The organism is Microbacterium sp. MDV22-iso44 (assembly GCF_058629135.1).
This window is the reverse complement of the sequence record NZ_JBZVWS010000001.1, coordinates 433,819-454,645: the sequence shown is the minus strand read 5'-3', so window position 1 is coordinate 454,645 and position 20,827 is coordinate 433,819. Positions and strand designations below refer to the sequence as shown.

Below are 20,827 nucleotides of genomic sequence, written 5' to 3'. Positions count from 1 at the left end.
AACCCACCTGTGCGGATCATCCGAGAAGACCTCAATCGATGTGGTATTCACAGCCGACTTCCAGGCCCGGAGGTTATAGCGATTTCGCTCGTGCGGCCGCGCCGAGATCGGCTCGGTCCGTGACGATGCCGTCCACCCCGACACCGATCAGTCGTGTCATGGCGTCGGGATCGTTCACCGTCCAGACGTGGACTTCGATGCCCCTCGCATGAGCAAGATCGAGCAGCCGGCGCGTCAGGATCGGGATGCCGCGGTGGCGTTCGGGGATCTGCAGGGCGTCCACCCCGTCGAGTCGTCGCGCAGCGAGGCGGGGGAGGCGCGCCGACAGCGCGGCGAGCACGCCGGCGAGCGTCCGTGAGCCCGCCGAGGTCGCCGGCTCGCCGCCCTGCGACCGGGCGGCCGCGAGGGCGACCTCACGCCGGCGATCCGAGAAGCTCGTGAGGAGGACGCGGTGGGCTTCGCGTGCGACGAGCGTGCCGACCTGGTGGGCGGCGGCATCCGCTTTCACATCGAGGTTGAATCGGGCATCGGGGAACGCCTGAAGGACGTCGGGGAGCACCGCGAGACCGCCTCGCGTCGACATGATGTCGGTGAGCTCTCGGGTCCGTACGTCAGCGACGCGGCGGGGATCGCCGGTGACGCGGCGAAGGTCATCGTCGTGGAAGAGGACGACGTCGCCGTCCGCGGTCAGGTGGCAGTCCGACTCGAGATAGAGCGTCCCCGTCGCCCGGCCCGCCGCGAGGGCGGCGACGGAGTTCTCGGCGACGTTCTCGGAATCGGGCGGCACGAAACCGCGGTGGGCGAGGATGCGGGGGGTCGCCTCACCGAGGAACCACGGGTGGGTCATGACGTCGGAGTCGTCCCGTCTGCGGGCTTCGGCTTCGGAGCGTGCGCGTCGGAACCGCCGAAGGCGGTGCTGAACGAACTGAGGGCGTTCGTGAACTCGCTCGGGATGATCCAGAGCTTGTTCGAGGAGCTCTCGCTGATCTTCGGCAGCATCTGCAGGTACTGATAAGCGAGGAGCTTCTCGTCGGGATCACCCTTGTGGATGGCCTCGAAGACGAATTGAATCGCCTCGGCCTCGCCCTCGGCGCGGAGGACCGCGGCCTGCTTGTCGCCCTCGGCGCGCAGGATCTCGGCCTGACGTCGCCCCTCGGCCTCGAGGATCTGCGACTGCTTGGAACCTTCCGCGGTGAGGATCGCGGCGCGGCGGTCGCGCTCGGCGCGCATCTGCTTCTCCATCGAATCCTGAATAGACACCGGCGGGTCGATCGCCTTCAGTTCGACGCGCGAGACGCGGATGCCCCACTTGCCCGTCGCCTCGTCGAGGACGACGCGCAGCTGAGTGTTGATGTTGTCCCGGCTGGTCAGCGCCTCCTCGAGGTTGAGACCACCGACGACGTTGCGGAGCGTTGTCGTCGTCAGTTGCTCGACGGCGCCGAGGTAGTTGTTGATCTCGTACGTCGCTGCCCGCGCGTCGGTGACCTGGAAGTAGACGACCGTGTCGATCGAGACCACGAGGTTGTCCTCGGTGATGACCGGCTGAGGCGGGAACGAGACGACCTGCTCGCGCATGTCGACCAGCGGCAGGAGGCGGTCGATGAACGGGATGAGGAGGTTCAGTCCGGGGGACAGGGTGCGCTGGTAGCGCCCGAGTCGCTCGACCACCCCGGCGTAGGCCTGCGGAATGATCCGGATCGAGCGGAAGAGGACGACGACGACGAAGATCGCGACGACGACCAGCAACACGACGACGAAGATCTGACCGACGAAGTCACCGGCGTTGACGGTGAGGGGGATTCTCATGCGGGGTTCCCTTCTTCGGGTGCCACCACGACGGTGGCGCCGCGGACGGCGGTGACGGTGACGCGCTGACCGGGGGAGACGGATGCCGCGGCATCCGTCAATCGCGCCGTCCACGTCTCACCGTTGTCGAGCTTGACCGAGCCGTCGCCGTCGACGAAGGCCGCGACGACCCGCGCGGACATCCCGGTGAGAGCATCCACGTTGGTCGGGATGTGCTGACTCGAGCGGTGCAACGCCCGCAGCAGGAGCGGACGGATCGTGAACAGCAACAGCGCCGAGACGGCCGCGGCCGCGAGGATCTGGAGCCACCAGACGCCACCGACGAGGTTCACTCCCAGCCCGCCGACCAGCGTGCCGGCAGCGAGCATGAGGAAGGTGAATTCGAGGGTCAGCAGCTCGATGATGACGAAGAGGACCGCGAGCACCAGCCAACCGATCCACAGGTACTGGATGAGGTCCGGGAACATCGTCGGCTCCTTCGGTGGGCGTGTCCTCGCACACTACCAACGGGCTCCCTCGCGCGGGTCGGACGCGCCGGATTGATAGGCTCGTCAAGCCCCATCCGTCTCGCGCACCCGCCGAGCACCTCGCAGGAGAGCCCCATGTCGCAGCCCGTCCCCGCCGCATCCCTGACCGGTAAGACCGCCCTGGTGACCGGGTCGTCGCGAGGCATCGGCGCCGACACGGCGCGCTACCTGGCCCAGGCGGGCGCGAACGTGGTCATCAACTTCCGCAACAAGGCTCCTCGAGCCGAGAAGCTCGCGACCGAGCTGCGGGAGCTCGGCGTCGAGGTGCTCACCGTCGGCGCCGACCTGACCGATGCGGCATCCGTGTCGGAGATGTTCTCGGCGATCGAGGAGCGTTTCGGCTCGCTCGACATCCTCGTGCTGAACGCGTCCGGCGGCATGGAGGGCGGCATGGCCGAGGACTACGCCCTGACCCTGAACCGCGACGCCCAGGTGGGCTCGCTCGAGGCTGCGCTCCCGCTGATCCCGGCCGGTGGCCGCGTCGTTTTCGTCACGAGCCACCAGGCCCACTTCATCCACACGACGCCGACGATGCCCGAATACGAGCCCGTCGCCCGCTCCAAGCGTGCCGGAGAGGACGCCCTGCGCGAGCGGATCCCGGCTCTCTCCGAGAAGGGCGTCGAGTTCGTCGTCGTCTCGGGCGACATGATCGAGGGCACCATCACCGCGACGCTGCTGGAGCGCGCCAACCCCGGTGCGATCGCCGAGCGTCGCGAGAGCGCCGGCAAGCTCTACAACGTGTCGGAGTTCGCGGCCGAGGTCGCCCGCGCCGCGGTGGAGCCGATCCCCGCCGACAACACCCGCCTCATCGGCGACACGAGCTCGTTCGGCGTCTGACGGCGCCCCGGCGGGTTCAACCGCCCGGTCGCAGGAGCAGGACCACGACGAACAGTACGGGGACGCATCCGATCGTCGTCACGAAGACGGTGTCCCGGGCGATCGTCTGCCCGATCGCGTATCGCTGCGCGTAGTTGAAGACGTTCTGCGCGGTCGGGAGCGCGGCGAGCACGGTCACGACGAGGACCTCGGCAGGGGAGAGGCCGAAGACGAATTGTGCGAGGACCCACGCCACGACGGGCATGACGAGCAGCTTCAGGCCGGCGGCGAGGAGGATGTCGCGGCGTCGTCCCGGCGTCCCCAGCACCCGCTGGCCGTGGAGTGAGATGCCGTAGCTGATCAGCAGGACGGGGACGGCGGCGCCCGCGATCAGCTCCATCGGCGCGATCACGATCTGCGGAAGCGGGATGCCGGTGGCAGAGACGATCGTGCCGAGAAGCGATCCCACCACGATGGGGTTCGTGATCGTCCGGCGCAGGATCGGCCACGGCCGCCGTCGTCCGTCCGTCGTCAGGGCTTCGAAGATCGCCATCACGACGGGTGTGAGCACGAGCAGCTGGAAGAGGATCACCGGTGCGGGGTACGCCGCGCTTCCGAGCACGTAGAGCGACAGCGGGATGCCGATGTTGTTCGAGTTGACCTGACCGGCCGAGAGGAGGCCGATGAGGATCTCGCCGGCCGGTCGTCGCCAGACGAATCGCGAGACGGCGGCGAAGATGGCGAACACCGAGACGGCTGCGAGCGCCGAGACGGGCAGGAGCGCGGAGAACAGCGTCGCGACGTCGGCGCGCGCCAGCACGACGAAGAGGAGGAACGGACTCAGCACGAAGAACGTGATCCGACCGAGGACCTGGCCGCCGGTGGGACCCAGGAGGTCGATGCGTCCGATGATCCACCCGACCATGATCGCGACGCCGATGACGGCGAATCCGGTGAGCACCTCGATCATCATTCGAGCCTACGGGGAGTCACGGTTGCCCGGAGACGGGGGAGTGGCTATCGTTTTTCGATAGATGGCTATCGAAAGGCGCTCATGAGTCGTGTAACGATCCTCACCCTGCGGACGGCGCTCGCTCTGTCGTTGCTCGGGTCCTTGGCGGTGCAGATCCTGGTGCTTCCGACGATCTGGAACGACCTCGGGGCGCTGCCGACCGCGTGGCGAGTGACGGTCATCGTGATCCTCGCCCTCTGGCTCGTGTGCCTGCAGGTCGTCGCGCTCTGCATCTGGCGGCTCGTGTCGATGGCTGCAGCCGACGCGGTGTTCTCGGTCGGTGCTTTCCGCTTCGTCGACGTGGTCATCGCAGCGATCGCCGTAGCCGCCGTCCTCACCGGGGCGCTGGCGACGATGCTGGTACCGGGATCGGCCGCCCCCGGAGTGGTGGGGATCGTCTACGGCGCTGCGCTGGCGACCGGGGGAGTCGCGCTCGTGGTCGTCGTGATGCGGTCACTGCTGCGGAAGGCGATCGAGATGCGTTCCGAGCTCGACGAGGTCGTCTGATGCCCATCGTCGTCGACATCGACGTCATGCTCGCGCGCCGGAAGATGGCCGTGGGCGACCTGGCAGCACGTATCGGCATCACACCCGCGAACCTCGCGGTGCTGAAGAACGGACGGGCGAAAGCCGTCCGGTTCACGACGCTCGACGCGCTCTGCGAGGCGCTCGACTGCCAACCGGGTGACCTGCTGCGCTGGGAGCCGGCCGAGGATACGGGTGGCTGACGCACGGCGCGTGGCCGTCGGCATCCGAGTCCTCACAGGGGTGGTGGCGGTACTCGTCGCCGCCGCGATGATCACTGTCGCCGCCGCGACGAGCGAGGAAAGCGAGGGCACGACGGTTCTCGTGGGGACGCTGGATTCGCCGCAAATCGTGGCCGTGCTCATCCTGCTGGGCATGATCGACCTCGCCGTCCTCGTCTTCAGTCTGCGAGCGACGAGGGTCGCGGCCCGCGTTGCCGTGATCGTGGCGAGGGTCGCGGCAACCGGAGCGGTGCTCGTCGCGGGAGCAGGTGTGTTCCTGGCGACGTTCCCGACCACCATCGTGTCGCCGCTCATCGACGATGATGGATGCGACACCGGTTACCTCGTCCGCGAGGAGAACCACTGGCTGTCGAGCTCGAGCTCCCTGTACCGCATGGACGGTCTCGTTGCGACGAGCGTGGCGTCGATCTGGAACGCGGATGGCGGGATGCCGTTCCACGAGGGCGCATACGGCGTTTCGGACGAGAACGGAACTCTCCGGGTGTCGGCTGCCTCCGTCGTCGAGACGGTGACCGTGCCTGAGCTGACGGGGCACGTGCCGGAGTGCGGGAAGAAGCGTCCGACGTATCAGGCAGGTCGTCCGGCGCCGACGCCGACTGCGCCGACACCCGTCAGTCTGGGACGCGCCGAGGCGGAACTGGAGCGCATGTACGCAGCCACGCTTGCTGCTGTTCCCGGAGCCGTCGGCACGGACGGCCGCGCCGTGGCGTCGTCCGCGCCGACACGGACGACATGCGATCGGGGCGCATCGCAATCGGCGCTGACGTTCGCATTCGCAACCGAGGACAACGCGACGTCGCTGGAGAAGATCCTCGCGACGTGGGATGCCGCCGGGTACGAGGTCGATCGTGCGATCCAGACGGACATCCGCTTCGATCCAGTCACGACGGTCACCCTGCGCATCGTCGATCGTTCAACGATCGACGGAACGATCCACGGGACGATCACCACGGGATGCCTCTGAACCAGAGGAGTCATCCGATAATGCACATTATGTCAACTCGGCGACGGGCGACGACGCAGGTGCTCCCCGGCCAGAGGATGGACGGGTGACCGACCGACGAAGCGACGATCGCGAGATCGACGTATCGGACGTTCGCGCGGCCGCGTCGATATTTTGGCCGGAGTGGGACTGGACGGCGGCGCTCGTGACGCACGGTGCCTTCCATCAGATCGCGCTTCATCCGGAAGATCTCGTCGTCCGTGTCGCGATCGGACGGGATGCCGCTGCGCGTACGGCTCGCGAGCGGCTCACAACCCGAGGATCTAGCCTGGGTTCCCGTTGAGGACACGCTGCAGGTAGTCCTGGAACCTCTCGAACCCGCCTTCGAGGGCGAGGGCAAGTTCCGTCGCGCTGCCGACCAGGACCGCGTCGTCAGGATCGGGGAAGTCATCACCGTCGTGGATGCCGGCGATGCCGAGGTAGGTGGGATCGCCCTGCGGATTGACGATCATCAACTTCCCCGCCGTGCACAGGTCGAACACGAACGCGCACTCCGACGAGCTGAGGGTCGCGTGCGGGAGTGTTCCGGTGACTGGCTCAGGCTGGTCGAGGACGTCCAGGGCCAGGTCGCTCCGGGCCCCGTCGAAGGACAGCGTGGCACCGTCCGCAGAGAACAGCCCGCTGCCGTCGAAGTGCACCGACAGTCCGCGTGCGTCGAGGAATGCGGCCAGGCCCTCCCGGTCGGCGTCGCCGAGATCGCCGCCGTCGATCGGGTAGAAGCTCAGGGAGAAGCCCATGTCCTCAGTATGGCCGGCCGCACGGGGGTTCGACCGGGCCTCACAGGGCGAGCGGAAGACGCGTCGTCGAGAGGCCGACGTCGCCAAGGAAACGCTCGAACGCCAGCGTCGCCATCCCGATGGCGACCGAACTCCCCCGCACCGTCGACACCCCGAGTTCCCGCGGCGTGGTCGCGCCGATCGGTGCCCGGCGCTGCAACTCGCGCCTCGTCGGCTCGACCAGGTCATCGCCGAGCGTCCACGCGGTCCAGCCCGTCAGCATCATCACCTCGGGATCGATGATCGAGGCCAGGTCGCCGAGCGCCGCCCCGAGGTAATGGGCTGTGCGCGCCAATACGTCGTCGATGACCGGGTCTCCCCCGGCCCGGCGGTGCGCCTGTGCCAATCCGTCGATGAACTCGCGCTGCGGGACGACGGCGAGCTCGTGATCGGGAGCGATCTCCCGAAGGGTGACCTGGATGCCGGGTGCGCCCACGTACGCTTCGACGCATCCCCGGCGACCGCAACGGCAGGTGCGCCCATCGAGGACGAGAACGGCGTGACCCCACTCCCCTGCGCTGTGCGTCGCGCCCCGCAGGATCTTCCCCTCGAGCACGATGCCCGCTCCGACACCCGTGCCGAGGTTGGCGATCACCATCGAGGCCGCGGTGCGGCCCCGCCCGAACCAGAGTTCGGCCGTGGCGATGGCTTTCAGCGGGTTCTCCACGACGAGCGGAAGACCGATGCGCTCACGCAGCTGGCGGAGCACCTCGACGTTACGCGCGGCCCAGCGGGGGGCAACGGCGTCCGCCGACTCCTCCGCACTGATGAGCCCGGGCAGGGCGATGCCGGCGCCGAGGACACGCTCGCGGTCGATCTCCGTCTCGCGAAGAGCCGTGTCGACGGCGCGGACGATGGTCTCGGTCACGCTGCTCGCCGACGGAAGGGACTCGTCCATCGGGACCTCGACGGAGCCGATCTCCTCGAGGCTCGCGTCGAACACGATCGCGCGGACGTACGTCTCGGCGACGTCGATCCCGAGGATGCGGCCGCGGTCACCGTTCACCCGCAGCATCGTCGTCGGTCGTCCGGCACCGAGTGCCGAGCTGCCGGCATCCACCACCAGGCCCTCGCCGCGGAGCTCCTGAACGATGGTCGCGACGGTGGCGACGCTCAGCCCCGTCGTCTGGGCGAGCTCATTACGCGTCGAGGTTCCCGCCGAGAGCAGACCGTGCAGGACGTCGAGACGCGACTCGCTGCGGATGTCGCGCGACGATCTCTTCCCGACCACTGTCTCTTCTCTCCGGCATCCCCACGACCTACGCGACTGCCTGCATGAATACTGCCAGAGCCGAACCGATTCTGGATCAGGGGTAGACCACCCCTTCTTTTAAGCGTTAGATTAAGGGCGATCGGTGCGACGGCGGACCGATCGGATACCCGTATCGCCGTCACCATCCCGCAGAGAGGCGAGAAGGATGACATCACCCAAGCGACGCAAGCTCGCAATCACAGCAGCACTCCTCAGCGCATCCGCGCTGTTGATCTCCGGATGCTCGAGCGGCGCGGGCGGCGGTGCGGACGGCCCGATCACGCAGTTCTACCACCAGTACGGCGAAGACGGCGTCCAGGATGCCGTCAACCGCTGGGCGGACGATTACAAGGACGCCAAGATCGACCTCCAGTGGGTCGAGGGCGACTACGCGCAGCGCGTCAACGCCCTGCTCGCATCGGGCCGCGGGGTCGACCTGTTCGAGTACAACGCGATCAACGTCGAGGCGGCCCGACAGGGGCAGTACGCAGATCTCACGGACATCGTCGAGCCTGTCAAGGACGACATCCTCCCGATCGCCCTCAAGCCCGTCACGATCGACGGCAAGTACTACGGCATCCCGATGATCACCGATGCCCAGCTCTTCGTCTACCGGCCCTCCATGTTCAAGGAAGCCGGCATCGAGGTCCCCACGACGTGGGACGAGCTCGTCGAGGCGGCCAAGAAGCTCACGAACGCCGACCACAAGGGCCTGTTCCTCGGCAACGACGGTGGCGCGGGCATCCTCGCCGCCAACCTTCCGCCGGCAGCCCCCGGCGGCATCATCAACGACGAGAACACGAAGGTCTCGCTCGACTCGCCCCAGCTCGCCGACGCGCTGACCTCGGCTCACGATCTCTACGACTCGGGCTCGCTCCTGATGGGCGCACCGACCGACTGGTGGGACCCGACGTCCTTCATCGCCGGTGATGTCGCGATCAGCTGGCAGGGTCTGTGGGCGATCCCCGCCCTCAAGAAGGCGCTCGGCGACGACGTGGGCGCATTCGCGGTCCCGGCGCTCGAAGGCGGACAGCCCATCGTGGGCGTCTCGCAGTGGAACGAGATGGTCGCCGGCAAGTCGGGCAAGATCGCGAAGGCGAAGGAGATCGCCAAGAAGCAGTGGATCGACGACACAGACTGGCAGATCGAGTTCAGCACCAAGTACGGATTCCACATCCCGCCGCTGAAGTCCGCACGCGAGCAGGCCAAGAGCCTCGGTGACGGCATCGCGAAGGACATCGTCGACCTGACCACCGAGTACGGCTGGACCGGCGGCCCGTACTACACGCCCGCGATGAGCACAGCGCTCACCGACGCGGTCAACCGCATCGTCGTCGAAGGCGCGGACGCGAAGTCCGAGCTGGCTGCGGCTCAGACCACGATGCAGGGCATGCTGGACGCACTCCAGTGACTCAGCTCAACACTCCGGTGGCCCGGGTCTCAGACCCGGGCCACCGGCCCACTCCCCCGCCGTCCGTGCCACGACGCCGGCGTCCGATCCGAGGCACCCGGCGTGCCTTCTGGCTCTTCGTCAGCCCGTTCTTCCTCGGCCTGCTGATCTTCAGCATCATCGCGCTGTTCTGGGGTTTCTACCTCAGCTTCACGCGCGCCGTCGCGACCATCACGCCGACCGACTTCGTCGGCTTCGACAACTACGTCTCGCTGCTGACCGACCCGAGCTTCCTGTCGTCGCTCCTGTCGTTCACCGTGTTCGCGGTGCTCGTCGTGCCGACCACCCTCATCGTCTCGCTGGTCCTCGCGATGCTGGTGGCGAACCTCCCCGTGGCCCGCGCCTTCTTCCGATCCGTCTTCTTCCTGCCGACGGCCTTCTCGTACGTCATCGCGTCCTTGATCTGGAAGCTCGGCATCTTCAGCGGATCGACCTCCTCCGTCGCCAACTCGGTGCTCTCCTCGCTCGGGCTGCCGACGGTGGATGCCTGGCTGACGCAGTCGCCCTACTACTGGGTCGTCATCGTGAGCGTCCGCCTGTGGCTGCAGGTCGGGTTCTACATGCTGCTGTTCATCGCCGGCCTCCAGCGGATCCCCGAGACGCTGTACGAGGCCGCGGCGATCGACGGCCTGTCCCGCGGACCCCGGCGATTCTTCTCGATCACGTGGCCCCAGCTCCGCCCCACGACGGCGGCCGTCATGCTCCTCCTGCTGGTGGCGGCGTTCCAGGCGTTCGACGAGTTCTACAACCTCGTCCGGACGATCCCCTCGGTCCGACCACCTCTCCTCTACATCTACAACCTCTCGTTCCAGCAACTCGACTACGGCAAGGGTTCCGCGGGTGCGTTCGTCGTCACGGCGATCGTCGTCCTCGTCGCCCTCCTGCAGTCGCGCTTCTTCGGATTCGGTGCCGCTGACGAGACGAAAGCGCCGCGCCGCGGTGCCCGGAAGGGACGCGCCTCATGAGTGTCGTCGGAAACCCCGTCCGTCGGAGGGTCGAGCTGACCTTCCGCTACGCGGTCCTCATCGTCCTCGCGCTGCTGTTCCTGATGCCGCTGTACGTCATGGTCAAGACGGCGGTCTCGCAGCCGGAGGACGTCACCTCCAAGACGTTCGTGTGGTGGCCCGCGAACCCCAACTGGGGCAAGTTCGCGGAGATCTTCGCCGACGAGCGCTTCGGACAGTCCCTCGTGACCTCGGCGATCATGGCCGTGTCGATGACCGTGGGGCAGATCATCATCGGCGCCCTCGCGGGGTACGGGCTCGCCCGCATCCCGAACCGCGCCTCGAAGCCGCTCCTGGCGCTGACCGTGACGATGCTCCTCATCCCGAGCGCCACCACGTTCCTCCCGAACTACCTGATCGTCTCGTGGCTCGGATGGACCGAGAGTCTGCAGGGCATCGTCATCCCGACGCTTTTCACGGCGTTCAACGTCTTCCTCTTCCGACAGTTCTTCATCTCGTTCCCGAGGGAACTGGAAGAGGCCGGCAAGCTCGACGGTCTCGGATACATCGGCACCTTCGTGCGCGTGGTGCTGCCCAACTCGCTCGCTTTCGCCGCGGCTCTCACCGTTCTCGGCTTCCTCGGCGCATGGAACGCGTTCCTCTGGCCACTCGTGGTCGCCGGTACGGGATTCGGCGCGCTCACTGTGCAGGTCTACCTGTCGTCGTTCATCACAGCGCAGACCTTCGACTACACCGGGTTGTTCGCCGCGGGCTTCCTCGCCTCCATCCCCGTCCTGCTCGTCTTCATCCTGCTGCAGCGGTGGCTGCTGCGCGGTGTCGCGGAGACAGGCCTCGGGGGCGCCTGAGCCCCGCTCGGGTCAGAGACCTGCGACCACCATGACCCGTACTCGATCCTCGAGTGAGATCCGCGACGCCTCCCGGCGCGAGATCGTCCGCGCACTCGTCGTGCAGGGGACGGCCACGCGGACCGAACTCGCGCACACGACGGGACTCAGCGCCGCGACGGTGTCGAACCTGGTCGCGGAGCTAAGGGAGGCCGGGTTCATCGCGGATGCCGGGACCGACAGCGCCGGCACCGGTCGACCGACGACGGTGCTGCGGATCGACGGCGAGGGAGGCTCCTTCCTCGGGATCGACCTCGCCGAGACCTACGTCCGAGCCGTCGTGTTCGACGCCGCCGTGACGGAGATCGGCGCCGCGAACGTCGAGATCGATGAAGAGTGGGTGTCCGTCGACAGCGTGGCCGATGCTCTCCTGCGTGCCGTCGACCTGGCGCTCGAGAGAGGCGGCCGCGCGCCGAGCGACATCCTCGGGGTGGGCCTCGGCCTGCCCGGACTCCTGTCGACGGACCGCACCGGCACCGTGGCGACGCCCGGATGGGCGGCGCACGTGCGCCGATTGGAGGACCGCGTGCGCCCACGCCTCCCGGGACCCCTGGTAACGGCGAACCCCCTGCAGGCCGTCGGACATTCGGAGATCTGGTTCGGCGCTGCTCGCGGGCGCTCGAGCGCTGTCGTCGTGAATCTCGGCACGGGCGTCGGTGCAGGCATCATCGTCGAAGGGCGGGTCCTCCGCGGTGCGACGCATACGGCGGGCGAATGGGGCCACACGGTCCTCGAGCTCGACGGGCGCTTATGCCGCTGTGGCCGCCGGGGGTGCGTCGAAGCGTACGTGGGGGTGCCCGGCATCCGTCACACCCTCAGCGAGGTGGATCCCGATCACGCGCTCCTGCAGCTCCACCAACGGGAGTTCATCGAGGGGCTCCGCGACGCGGTGGGCGATCCCCCCGTCGCCGAGACGCTCGCGCGGACCGCGCGGTACCTGGGCATCGCCCTGTCGGACATCGTCGCGGTGCTCAATCCGGAGGTCATGACCCTCACCGGTTGGACCGCGTGGGCGCTCGGAGACGCGCTGCTGCCGTCCGCGCGGATCGCCCTCGCCGAGCGTGCCCCGGAACTGACCGCCGCGCGTCTCGATCTCGGAGTGTCGCCGGTCCAGGTCAACAGCGTCGCGACGGGGATGGCCGTCCTCGCCTTCGAGAACCACCTCGACTCGAGCGCTCTCGCCCGCCGCGCGCGGTCGCGCCCCGGTCCGCGGGTGGACCCCCCGCCCGGTCCCGCACCGACCGCCTCATCCGCCCCTCAGCCCGTCGCGGGCTGAGGACGAACCCGACAGGAGTCACATGGTCCTCGCACGCCCGGATCGCCCGCCGATGGGATGGAACAGCTGGGACTGCTTCGGCACGACGGTCACCGAAGCGGAGGTGCTCGCGAACGCGCGCTTCATGGCGGAGCACCTGCGGGACGCCGGGTGGGACACCATCGTCGTCGACGCGGACTGGGCGGATCCCGACGCTCGCTCCCACGGCTACAACGACGACGCCCGGCTGCACATCGATGAGCACGGGCGCCTCCTCCCCGACCCGGTGCGCTTCCCCTCCTCATCGGGCGGCGCGGGGTTCGGACCGCTCGCCGCGCAGATACACGCGCTCGGTCTGAAGTTCGGACTGCACGTCATGCGCGGCATCCCTCGTCGCGCGATGGCGGAAGGCCTGCTGCTGCACGGCACCTCGACGCCGCTGTCGGCGATCGCCGACTCCGCGAACGACTGCGAGTGGAACCCCCATTTCGTGGGCATCGATCATGCCCATCCGGATGCCGCGGCCTACTACCGTTCGACCGTCGCCCTCTACGACGCGTGGGGTGTCGACCTCATCAAGGCCGACGACATGCTCTGGCCCTACCAGGAGCGGGACATCTCGGCCTACAGCGCGGCAGTGGAGTCCGCAGAGCGCGAGATCATCCTCAGCCTCTCCCCCGGCCGCGACCTGTCCGCGGCTCACCGCGAGCATCTCGCCGAGCACGCGAGCATGTGGCGCATCTGCGATGACGTGTGGGACCGGTGGGAGGATGTCGCAGACAACCTCGGACGCATGGCACGGTGGGCGCCGCATGCGCGCCGGGGTGCCTGGCCGGACGCCGACATGCTGCCGCTCGGCCGCATCGGGATCCGTGCCGAGCGCGGCGAGCCACGAGACGATGCGCTCACGCCCGCCGAGCGGCGGAGCCTGCTGACACTCTGGACGATCGCCCGCTCGCCGCTCATGTTCGGGGGCGACCTGCCCTCGACCGAGCCCGAGACGATCTCACTCCTGCAGAGCCCCGCCCTGGTCGACCTGCTGGCGCGAGCGGAGTCGTCCGGTGAGATCCGGCGCGAGAACGGCCTCGTCCTCTGGCACGCGACCGGCGGGGCGACGACGTGGATCGCGGCGGTCAACACCACCGGCTCCGCATTGACGGCGACCTTGGACACGCGGGACCTCGGACTCGGCCCCGCACCCGGGTCGATCGTCGACGTGTGGACGGATGCGACCGTGCCCACGCGCCCGGGTCGGAGAGGAGACGAGACCGTGCGCGGCGTCGCGCCGGACTCGACCGCCGTCGACCTCCGCCTCGACGCGCACGCGTGCGCGTTCTGGCGTCACGACGCCTGACGGCCGCCGGTCAGGCGACCGCCGCGCTCATCAGGCGGGCCTCGGTGAGGCGCGGAGTGCCCTCGCCTGCCCCGTCCACCACGACGACCCAGCGAGACCGGCCGTCGGCGTAGGCGGCGAGGTCGATCTCCATGCCGTCGCCGTCTCCGGCGTCGATGATGCGATCGACCACGACGTCGTCCCCGATCCCGACGATCATCCGCCGGCCGACCGCATCCGAGAGCCAGGAGACACGCAAGGTCGCGGCCGACGCACCCCAGTCCTGCAGGACGAACGTCGAAGGACCGAAGAACCTCCGCCAGTGCACCGCGTTGTATCCGGACTCCGTGCCGGCCAACGTCAGGGCGTGATCGGATTCCGGCTGCTGCTGACCGAACGTCACCGCGTCGATCGTGCGGGAGTCGAGCTCGTCGGCGCGTGCGTCCTCGGCGAGGAGCGCGGTGAGGCGGGTCGCGGCATCCCCGTCTGACGCGAACGGGAAGGCGAGGATGTAGCGATCATCGTGCAGAGAGGCGAAAGGTTCGAGGACGATCTCGCGCCGGGTCGGGGTCGCCGGCAGCACGACGACGCGGCCTCCGGATCGGTCCGCCGACCGCACGTCTTCGGGTGTCAGGATCGGCGCCGCTGCGAGCGGGAGCAGCGCCCCGCGGGCGATGTGGCCCATGCGGGCGTCCGTCGCGAGCGAGTCGACGGCGGGATGAGGCAGACGCTCGGCGAGCACGCGAGGCCCGTCGACGAGAGTCGCCCACCCGGATCCGTCGGGGGCCGCCTCGACTCGGAGCACAGGCGGCAGCGTGAGCCGGACCGTTGTGCGGTCGGTCCACGTGCGATCGATGCGGAACCAGCCATCGGGCGCCGGCCGGTACGCGGTGCCGTCGACCAGGGCCTCCGCCGTCCCGGCATCCACCCCCTCCGGCAGACGGATCCGCAGAACGAAGGAGCGCGGCGTCGGCACGCTCACGTGAATGCTCGCGTCGTCACCGAACGGACGGTCGGTCTCGGTCTCGACGACGACGTCCTCGACTCGGGCGCGCGCGCCGACGAGGAGGTTCACGTCGATTCGCCCGGGAGCCTGCGCGAATGCCGCGGCGGCGAACCGGGCAGGAGCCTCGAGACCGGTGCCCATGCAGCACCAGAATCCCGTTTCGGGTCGGGAGTAGACGCGATGGTGGCCCGGCCGGTGCGACGTGAAGTACACGATGCCGCCGTGTTCGGGATGCTGCGCCGAGAGGACGTGCGCGCTGAGGGCGCGGTCGATGTAGGCGAGGTGCGCGGTGCCGCCGTCGAGCCGGTGGAGCTCACGGGCCAGTTCGACCATGTTCACCGTGTTGCACGTCTCCGGGCCCTCGCGCGCCGTGAACATGGTCGACCAGTCGTCGCGCGGCGGGAAGTGCTCGCGCACGCTGTTCCCGCCGATCGAGGTCGTCCGGTGCCGCGTGACGCTCTCCCAGAAGGTCCGGGCCGCGGCGGCGAACTGCTCGCCCCGGCCGAGTCCGGCGAGGACGGCGTGGCCGACGACGATCGGGATCTGCGCGTTGGCGTGCAGTCCGTCCAACGGATCACGCCCCGCCGCGAGCGGCTCCCACAGGGTGCGGACGGCGAGACGGACGGCGAGCCCGCCCGGGCGCTCGTCGCCGGTGAACTGCGACCATCGACCGAGGGATGCCGCCAGGCCACCGGACTCGGTCCGGAGGACCATCTCGACGTCGGCGTCTTCGAGCGGTGCGAACACCCGCAGCCACCACTCGACGAACTCCGCCGCAACGGTCCGTCCGAGCGCGGAGCCGGCGTACACCGCGGCGTCGATCACACCCGTCAGCGTCTTGTGGAGGTTGTACAGCGGCACCCACCGCCCGTCGAGATCGAACGTCTGCGCGTCGATCCGTCCGTTCTCGATCTCGCTCCAGAGGGCGACGCCGTCCGGCACGCCCCCGACGTAACCCGTGCCGTGAGCGACCTGGCAGTCGCGGAGCCCGGTGAGCAGCAGCTCGAGACGCTCGCGTGCGGCGGCCGACCCGCCGGCCGCGTGCGCCGACAGCGCGCTGAGGACGTGCCCGAGCGTGTGCCCGTCGAGTCCCTCCGACTCCCAGCCGCCGTATCCCGGACCCGTCGCCAGCCCCGCCTCCCGGCGGAACGGCGCGAGCAGCCGCTCGGGGTCGAGGTCCAGCGCCGTCCGCAGAGCGCGCTGCTGCGCGGCGGCGAACGGACCGTTCGTCAGTGCGACGGCGGCGAGCGGCAGCAGCTCGGCTGCCGTCTCGCTCATCCGGCTGCCCGCACCCGCACCGTCACGATGCTGCGCGGCGGCAGCGCGAGACGGAGGTCGGTGCCCGCCACGACGGTTCCGTCGAAGTCGACCGGGGCGACGGCATCCGGTTCGTCGAAGGTGTTGTGAGCGGATGCCGCCGCGTGCAGGATCCGGGCGCTCACGACCTCGCCGATCCGCTCGGGCAGCCGCAGTGCGAGCTCGGCCTCGGTCTCGAGGTCCCAGTTGACGGCGCTGACGGTGTAGACGCCGTCCTTGACGCTGACGGTGTGGTCGAGGTGCGCTCCGCCACGACCGCCCGAGCGCCCGCCGTCGTCGACGGTCTCGACGAAATCGGCGTCCTGGTGGTCGATGTACATGCCGAACGCGTGGAACGTCGGGGTCTTCAGCAGGCGCGGGCCGTCGGTGAGGAGCATCGCCTGGAGGACGTTCACCATCTGCGCGATGTTCGTCATCCGGACGCGGGCGGCGTGACGGTGGAAGATGTGGAAGTTCACCGCCGCGACCATCGCGTCGCGCATCGTGTTCTGCTGGAACAGGAAGCCCGGGTTCGTCCCCTGCTCGACGTCGTACCAGGTGCCCCACTCGTCGACGAAGAGGCCGACGCGGCGCGCCGGGTCATGCCGGTCCATGATCTCGCCGTGACGGCGCAGGAGCGTGTCCATCTGCCGCGTGCGGTGGATCGTGTCGTACCAGGCGGCGTCGTCGAAGCTCAGCGCGGCGCCCTTCACGTCCCACTCCCCCGTCGGGAGCGTGTAGTAGTGGAGGCTGAGCGCGTCCATGTGCCCGGCGGCGCGCGCCATGAGGACGTCCGTCCACTCGTAGTCGTCGGCGTTCGCACCGCACGCGACCTTCGCGACGTGGCTGTCCCCATAGTCGCGCACGAACGTCTGGTACTGGCGGTAGAGGTTCGCGTAGTGGAGAGGGAGCATGTTGCCGCCGCATCCCCAGCTCTCGTTTCCGACCCCGAAGAACTGCAGCTTCCACGGCTGGTCGCGCCCGTGCGCACGGCGGAGTTCGGCCATCGGGGTGTGCTTGTCGAGGGTCATGTACTCGACCCAGTCCTGCATCTCGGCCACCGAGCCGCTGCCGACGTTGCCGTTGACGTAGGCCTCGGCGTCGAGCTGGTGGAGGAGCTCGAAGTACTCGTGGGTGCCGAAGGTGTTGGGGTCGACGACACCGCCCCAGTGCGTGTTGACCATCGCGCGACGCTGCTCGGTGGGCCCGACGCCCCCGAGCCAGTGGTACTCGTCGGCGAAGCAGCCGCCGGGCCAGCGGACGACGGGCACCTTGATCTCGCGGAGGGCCGCGATCGCGTCGGTGCGCAGACCGTTCTTGTGCGGGATCTCGTCCTGCTCGCCGACCCACAGGCCCTCGTAGATGCCGCGACCGAGGTGCTCGGCGAACTGGCCGTAGATGCGTCGGTCGATGCGGTGGGCGCGGGTCGTCGCGGTGATGAGGCTCATTCGGTTCTCTCCATCGAGGGTGTGAGGTCGGATCAGGACAGGCGGATGTCGGGCAGGTCAGCGAGTCGGGCGAGCGCCGATCCGACGCGGCCACCGCGGTGGAACACGGGAATCGACGCGAGAGGGGCGGCGACCGTCACGGTCTGACCGCCGGCGTGCGACGCTCCGCTCCGCGCGTCGGTCCATGCCGTCCCCGCAGGCAGGTAGACGTCCCACCGGGTCGCCCCCGGCTCGGTCACCGGGGCGATGAGGATGTCGGGCCCGAAAAGGTACTGCCCCGGTGTCGTCCACGCCCGCTCGTCGTCGGGGAACTCGAAGAACATGCCGCGCATGACGGGGGCTCCGTCACGGTGAGCGTCCGCCATCGCCTCGCGGGTGTAGTCCCGCAGGTCCTCGCGCAGCCGGATGTACTCCACGAGGAGGGCCTCGATCTGCTCGCCGAAACTCCACACCTCGTTGTCGGCCCCGGACCCGACGCGCGCGACGCCCTGGGCGTCGACGACGGGGATCCCGGGTACGCGATCGCCGTGCAGACGCATGACGGGACTGAAGGCCCCGAACTGGAACCAGCGGATGAGGAGCTCGTGGAACGCGGGCTCCCGTACATCGCCGCCGGTGAACCCGCCGATGTCGGTCGTGAACCAGGGGATGCCGGCGGCCCCCATGTGGATCCCCGCGGCGATCTGCGCCTTCAGGTCGGCGAAGGTCGAGTGGACATCGCCCGACCACACCAGCGCGCCGTGCCGCTGCGATCCGGCCCAAGCCGCCCGGACGAGTGAGACCGGCTGATCGTTGCCGTCGGCACGGAGGCCGTCCGCGATCGCGCGGGTGAACTCCCGCGGGTAGAGGTTGGCGACCTGTGCGCTCGACCCCGCAGCGAGCCGGTAGTTCTCGAAGTGATAGGCCCCGTACTCGGGTTCGGCCTCATCGAGCCAGAACGCGGTGATGCCGTGGGCGCCGTAGTTCTCGGCGAGCTTCTGCCACAGGAACTCGCGCGCCCGGGGTTCGGTCACGTCGAGGAACCGCGTGTATTGGCCGTCGAAGTAGTACTGGACGTCGATCCCGCGCCGGGTGCGCACGAGCATGTTCCCGTCGCGCAGCTCGTCCCAGTTCTCGGACTGCGGCACCACCTGCGGCCAGACCGACACCATGAGCTCGATCCCGAGCTCGCGGAGCTCCGCCGTCATCGCGGCGGGGTCGGGCCAGAACTCCTCCTCGAAGCTCCAGTCCCCCATCCACCGCCAGTGGAAGAAGTCGGCCACGATGACGTCGATCGGGATGCCGCGGCGGCGGTACTCGCGCGCGACCGCCAGGAGCTCGTCCTGGGTCGAATAGCGCAGCTTGCACTGCCAGAACCCGAGGCCGTATTCCGGCATCATCGGCGCATGACCCGTGGCTTCCGCGTACGCGGCGGCGATCTGCGACGGACGCGGATCCGCGCACACCCACCAGTCGAACTGAGTCGCGCTCTCGGCTTCCCATTCGGTGCGATTCGCCCCGAACACGGCGCGGCCGATCGCGGGGAGGTTCCAGAGGAAGCCGTACCCGGCACTCGAGACGACGAACGGGACGGAGGTCTGCGAGTTGCGGTGCGCGAGCTCGAGCACCGTGCCCTTCAGGTCGACCAGGTCCTGCTGGTACAGCCCCATCCCGACGAGGTGCTCGTCCGCCGGGGCGGCGAGGCTCAGCCGCAGCCGGTGGTCGCCGCCTTCGGTCGGCCGGAACTCGCGCGCGGCGAGTTTGAGGGCCCCGCCGTCGCGGATCTCCTCGAACAGGAGGCGGCCGTCGGCATCCTGCACCCGCAACCGCAGTCGGGGCGTGTGGAACCCCACCGACCAGTCGTGGTAATCCTCTTCCTCGGCGACGACGCGGACCCCACCGGCCGTGACGATCGCGACGGCGCCCTCGATGGACACCTCGGCGCGGGAGTCGGGCACCTCGACGAGGGCGCCGGGAGCGTCGTCGATCGGGCCGAGAGCGGCGCGCACGCGCACGCCGCGCCCCCAGGCCTCGATCGAGACGGTCTGTCCGTCGCCGCGCCAGAGCACGCCGGTGTGCGAGGGGTGGAACGTCATGAGGTCGCCTTTCGGGGAGCGGTGGCCGTGCTCCCGCGCACGACCAGTCGGGTGGGGACGAACAGTCGGTGGACGGCGGCGGCGTCGTCGATGCGCGCGAGGAGGACGTCGACGGCCGCACGCCCGACCTGCTCGAACTCCTGGTGGACGGAGGTGAGCGGCGGCCAGAACTGGCCCGCCTCGGGCATGTCGTCGAAGCCCACGACGCTGACCTGCGAAGGAATCGCGACGCCGGCCTCGTGGAACGCGCGGAGCACCCCGAGGGCCATCTGATCGTTGGCCGCGAACACGGCGGTCACGGCGGGTTCCCCGCGCAGGCGGCATCCTGCGTCGTATCCGGACTGCGCACTCCAGTCCCCGCGCTCGAGGGTGGGGGTCGTCCGCCCCGCGGCGGTCAGCGCCGCCCGCCATCCCTGCTCGCGGCGGACGGCGGAATACGAGCTCACCGGGCCCGCCACGTGGTGGACGGTCTCGTGCCCGAGTTCGAGGAGGTGCGTCACGGCTTGACCGGCGCCCATCGTCTGATCGGTGTCGACGAAGGAGCGGTCGTCGAGGGCGGACGCATCGACCACGACGACGGGCAGGTCGTCGGGAAGGGGCAGATCCTCTCCCGCCGAGAGGTGATCGCCGATCGCGATGACGAGCCCGTCGACCGCCTGGTCTCGCGCGCGCTCGATCGCCTCGGCGACGGCGCTGCGGTCGAATCGCGAGGTCGGCACGAGGGCGACCGCATAGCCGGATGCCGCGCCCGCGCGGGAGATCGCCTCCCACGTGCGGACGCTGCCGTACGACGTCAGATCGCTCATGATGACGCCGATGCTCCGATACCGGGCTGAGCGCAGCGCACGCGCCGCCCGGTTCGGCCGGTATCCGAGTTCCCGCATGCTCGCCAGGACGCGCTCCCGCGTCGGCTCGTCCACCCGCGCGCCGCCCGTGACGACGCGGGAGACCGTCTGCGCCGAGACGCCCGCGTGGCGAGCGACGTCGGCCTGCGTGGGCACGCCGTGAGGTGTTCCGCCACGACGTGCCACGGGCTCGTCGAGGGGTGCATCGGCACCCGTCTCCGGGGCCGGTCGCGTGCTACGCTGAGGCGACATGATTGCGTAAACATAGCAGTTCGCGCAGCGCCACGTCACCCCTCCTCGACGCAGGCGGG

At 69.2% G+C, this 20,827-nt stretch carries 19 protein-coding genes; 9 read left to right on the top strand and 10 right to left on the bottom strand.

The annotated features are described in order from the left end of the window. Positions 1-73: 73 nt before the first annotated feature. Genes AC4NN1_RS02235 through AC4NN1_RS02225 form a run of 3 tightly spaced genes read right to left on the bottom strand, consistent with a single transcriptional unit; the run spans position 74 to position 2,273 of the window. Entirely contained in the window at positions 74-847 is a 774-nt protein-coding gene (locus AC4NN1_RS02235; protein ID WP_491954439.1) for a glycerophosphodiester phosphodiesterase family protein, read from the bottom strand. Beyond that, the gene (locus tag AC4NN1_RS02230; RefSeq protein WP_311856773.1) at positions 844-1,806 is read right to left on the bottom strand and encodes an SPFH domain-containing protein; all 963 of its coding nucleotides are present in this window, start codon (positions 1,804-1,806) and stop codon (positions 844-846) included. The genes AC4NN1_RS02235 and AC4NN1_RS02230 overlap by 4 nt, the downstream gene beginning before the upstream one ends. Beyond that, the gene (locus AC4NN1_RS02225) at positions 1,803-2,273 is read right to left on the bottom strand and encodes an NfeD family protein (protein ID WP_491954438.1); all 471 of its coding nucleotides are present in this window, start codon (positions 2,271-2,273) and stop codon (positions 1,803-1,805) included. The genes AC4NN1_RS02230 and AC4NN1_RS02225 overlap by 4 nt, the downstream gene beginning before the upstream one ends. 135 nt (positions 2,274-2,408) lie before the next feature. On the opposite strand from AC4NN1_RS02225, the gene AC4NN1_RS02220 reads away from it, so the two are divergent. Further along, complete coding sequence (locus AC4NN1_RS02220; protein ID WP_491954437.1) at positions 2,409-3,170, top strand: SDR family oxidoreductase; 762 nt, start codon at positions 2,409-2,411, stop codon at positions 3,168-3,170. A 16-nt stretch (positions 3,171-3,186) separates the two neighbouring features. On the opposite strand, the gene AC4NN1_RS02215 is transcribed toward AC4NN1_RS02220, so the two are convergent. Then, entirely contained in the window at positions 3,187-4,119 is a 933-nt protein-coding gene (locus AC4NN1_RS02215; RefSeq protein ID WP_026302961.1) for an AEC family transporter, read from the bottom strand. A gap of 84 nt (positions 4,120-4,203) precedes the next feature. Between AC4NN1_RS02215 and AC4NN1_RS02210 the strand changes: the two genes are divergently transcribed. From AC4NN1_RS02210 to AC4NN1_RS02200, 3 genes are read left to right on the top strand one after another with little or no spacing between them, the layout of a single operon-like run. Beyond that, on the top strand, positions 4,204-4,668 hold the full coding sequence (locus tag AC4NN1_RS02210; protein WP_491954436.1) for a DUF2975 domain-containing protein: 465 nt from the start codon (positions 4,204-4,206) through the stop codon (positions 4,666-4,668). After that, a complete protein-coding gene (locus AC4NN1_RS02205) occupies positions 4,668-4,889 on the top strand; it encodes a helix-turn-helix domain-containing protein (protein ID WP_020097260.1) in 222 nt (73 codons plus the stop codon). Before AC4NN1_RS02210 ends, AC4NN1_RS02205 begins: the two co-directional genes overlap by 1 nt. Next, positions 4,882-5,892: a hypothetical protein gene (locus AC4NN1_RS02200; RefSeq protein ID WP_491954435.1), complete on the top strand. Its 1,011-nt coding sequence runs from the start codon at positions 4,882-4,884 to the stop codon at positions 5,890-5,892. The genes AC4NN1_RS02205 and AC4NN1_RS02200 overlap by 8 nt, the downstream gene beginning before the upstream one ends. A 302-nt stretch (positions 5,893-6,194) precedes the next feature. Here AC4NN1_RS02200 and AC4NN1_RS02195 read toward each other — a convergent pair whose 3' ends face one another. Beyond that, entirely contained in the window at positions 6,195-6,668 is a 474-nt protein-coding gene (locus tag AC4NN1_RS02195) for a hypothetical protein (protein ID WP_491954434.1), read from the bottom strand. A gap of 40 nt (positions 6,669-6,708) precedes the next feature. Next, positions 6,709-7,938, bottom strand: coding sequence for an ROK family protein (locus AC4NN1_RS02190; RefSeq protein WP_491954433.1), 1,230 nt, complete (start codon positions 7,936-7,938; stop codon positions 6,709-6,711). A 187-nt stretch (positions 7,939-8,125) separates the two neighbouring features. Between AC4NN1_RS02190 and AC4NN1_RS02185 the strand changes: the two genes are divergently transcribed. From AC4NN1_RS02185 to AC4NN1_RS02165, 5 genes are all read left to right on the top strand, one after another. Continuing rightward, on the top strand, positions 8,126-9,370 hold the full coding sequence (locus tag AC4NN1_RS02185; protein ID WP_491954432.1) for an ABC transporter substrate-binding protein: 1,245 nt from the start codon (positions 8,126-8,128) through the stop codon (positions 9,368-9,370). 65 nt (positions 9,371-9,435) lie between these two features. After that, positions 9,436-10,374, top strand: coding sequence for a carbohydrate ABC transporter permease (locus AC4NN1_RS02180; RefSeq protein WP_311870248.1), 939 nt, complete (start codon positions 9,436-9,438; stop codon positions 10,372-10,374). After that, on the top strand, positions 10,371-11,219 hold the full coding sequence (locus AC4NN1_RS02175; RefSeq protein ID WP_020097265.1) for a carbohydrate ABC transporter permease: 849 nt from the start codon (positions 10,371-10,373) through the stop codon (positions 11,217-11,219). Before AC4NN1_RS02180 ends, AC4NN1_RS02175 begins: the two co-directional genes overlap by 4 nt. A gap of 31 nt (positions 11,220-11,250) precedes the next feature. After that, a complete protein-coding gene (locus tag AC4NN1_RS02170) occupies positions 11,251-12,534 on the top strand; it encodes an ROK family transcriptional regulator (protein ID WP_491954431.1) in 1,284 nt (427 codons plus the stop codon). Between the two features lie 22 nt (positions 12,535-12,556). Beyond that, entirely contained in the window at positions 12,557-13,867 is a 1,311-nt protein-coding gene (locus AC4NN1_RS02165) for a glycoside hydrolase family 27 protein (protein WP_491954430.1), read from the top strand. A gap of 10 nt (positions 13,868-13,877) precedes the next feature. Here the strand turns inward: AC4NN1_RS02165 and AC4NN1_RS02160 are convergent, their stop codons facing one another. The 4 genes from AC4NN1_RS02160 to AC4NN1_RS02145 are packed head-to-tail and all read right to left on the bottom strand — an operon-like array spanning position 13,878 to position 20,672. Then, positions 13,878-16,130: a beta-L-arabinofuranosidase domain-containing protein gene (locus AC4NN1_RS02160; protein WP_491954429.1), complete on the bottom strand. Its 2,253-nt coding sequence runs from the start codon at positions 16,128-16,130 to the stop codon at positions 13,878-13,880. Beyond that, positions 16,127-17,596 carry an alpha-N-arabinofuranosidase gene (locus AC4NN1_RS02155; RefSeq protein ID WP_491954428.1) on the bottom strand — a complete coding sequence of 490 codons (1,470 nt, stop codon included), beginning with the start codon at positions 17,594-17,596 and terminating at the stop codon, positions 16,127-16,129. Before AC4NN1_RS02155 ends, AC4NN1_RS02160 begins: the two co-directional genes overlap by 4 nt. A gap of 32 nt (positions 17,597-17,628) precedes the next feature. Then, the gene (locus AC4NN1_RS02150) at positions 17,629-19,671 is read right to left on the bottom strand and encodes a glycoside hydrolase family 31 protein (RefSeq protein ID WP_491954427.1); all 2,043 of its coding nucleotides are present in this window, start codon (positions 19,669-19,671) and stop codon (positions 17,629-17,631) included. Continuing rightward, complete coding sequence (locus AC4NN1_RS02145; RefSeq protein ID WP_491954426.1) at positions 19,668-20,672, bottom strand: LacI family DNA-binding transcriptional regulator; 1,005 nt, start codon at positions 20,670-20,672, stop codon at positions 19,668-19,670. Before AC4NN1_RS02145 ends, AC4NN1_RS02150 begins: the two co-directional genes overlap by 4 nt. Between the last annotated feature and the right edge of the window lie 155 nt (positions 20,673-20,827).

Coding starts and splice junctions, on each gene's coding strand:
- AC4NN1_RS02235 (WP_491954439.1), bottom strand. CDS start 847: ATGACCCACCCGTGGTTCCTCGGTGAGGCGACCCCCCGCATCCTCGCC.
- AC4NN1_RS02230 (WP_311856773.1), bottom strand. CDS start 1,806: ATGAGAATCCCCCTCACCGTCAACGCCGGTGACTTCGTCGGTCAGATC.
- AC4NN1_RS02225 (WP_491954438.1), bottom strand. CDS start 2,273: ATGTTCCCGGACCTCATCCAGTACCTGTGGATCGGTTGGCTGGTGCTC.
- AC4NN1_RS02220 (WP_491954437.1), top strand. CDS start 2,409: ATGTCGCAGCCCGTCCCCGCCGCATCCCTGACCGGTAAGACCGCCCTG.
- AC4NN1_RS02215 (WP_026302961.1), bottom strand. CDS start 4,119: ATGATCGAGGTGCTCACCGGATTCGCCGTCATCGGCGTCGCGATCATG.
- AC4NN1_RS02210 (WP_491954436.1), top strand. CDS start 4,204: ATGAGTCGTGTAACGATCCTCACCCTGCGGACGGCGCTCGCTCTGTCG.
- AC4NN1_RS02205 (WP_020097260.1), top strand. CDS start 4,668: ATGCCCATCGTCGTCGACATCGACGTCATGCTCGCGCGCCGGAAGATG.
- AC4NN1_RS02195 (WP_491954434.1), bottom strand. CDS start 6,668: ATGGGCTTCTCCCTGAGCTTCTACCCGATCGACGGCGGCGATCTCGGC.
- AC4NN1_RS02185 (WP_491954432.1), top strand. CDS start 8,126: ATGACATCACCCAAGCGACGCAAGCTCGCAATCACAGCAGCACTCCTC.
- AC4NN1_RS02175 (WP_020097265.1), top strand. CDS start 10,371: ATGAGTGTCGTCGGAAACCCCGTCCGTCGGAGGGTCGAGCTGACCTTC.
- AC4NN1_RS02170 (WP_491954431.1), top strand. CDS start 11,251: ATGACCCGTACTCGATCCTCGAGTGAGATCCGCGACGCCTCCCGGCGC.
- AC4NN1_RS02165 (WP_491954430.1), top strand. CDS start 12,557: ATGGTCCTCGCACGCCCGGATCGCCCGCCGATGGGATGGAACAGCTGG.
- AC4NN1_RS02160 (WP_491954429.1), bottom strand. CDS start 16,130: ATGAGCGAGACGGCAGCCGAGCTGCTGCCGCTCGCCGCCGTCGCACTG.
- AC4NN1_RS02155 (WP_491954428.1), bottom strand. CDS start 17,596: ATGAGCCTCATCACCGCGACGACCCGCGCCCACCGCATCGACCGACGC.
- AC4NN1_RS02150 (WP_491954427.1), bottom strand. CDS start 19,671: ATGACGTTCCACCCCTCGCACACCGGCGTGCTCTGGCGCGGCGACGGA.